General features: G+C 62.7%; 1 protein-coding gene. It reads left to right on the top strand.

The genetic code is table 11. The annotated features are described in order from the left end of the window. A partial coding sequence (locus ACLIIZ_RS21220) for a VCBS domain-containing protein (RefSeq protein ID WP_416695712.1) occupies positions 1-201 on the top strand: 201 nt, incomplete at both ends.

Genomic DNA, 201 nt, shown 5'->3' on the forward strand with positions numbered 1-201 from the left:
AGACGAAGGTCGAGACCTTCACCGTGAAGACGGTGGACGGGACGACGCACGACATCGTGGTGACGATCACCGGTACCAATGACGGCGCCGAAGTGAGCGGCAAGGACAAGGGTGCGGTGACGGAAGATGCGTCGAACCCGAACCTGACCGACACCGGCACGCTGCTGGTGACGGACGTCGATGGCCTGGACGAAGCACAGT

Origin of the sequence: Azonexus caeni (assembly GCF_048146105.1) — a bacterium.
Lineage (GTDB): Bacteria > Pseudomonadota > Gammaproteobacteria > Burkholderiales > Rhodocyclaceae > Azonexus > Azonexus aromaticus_B.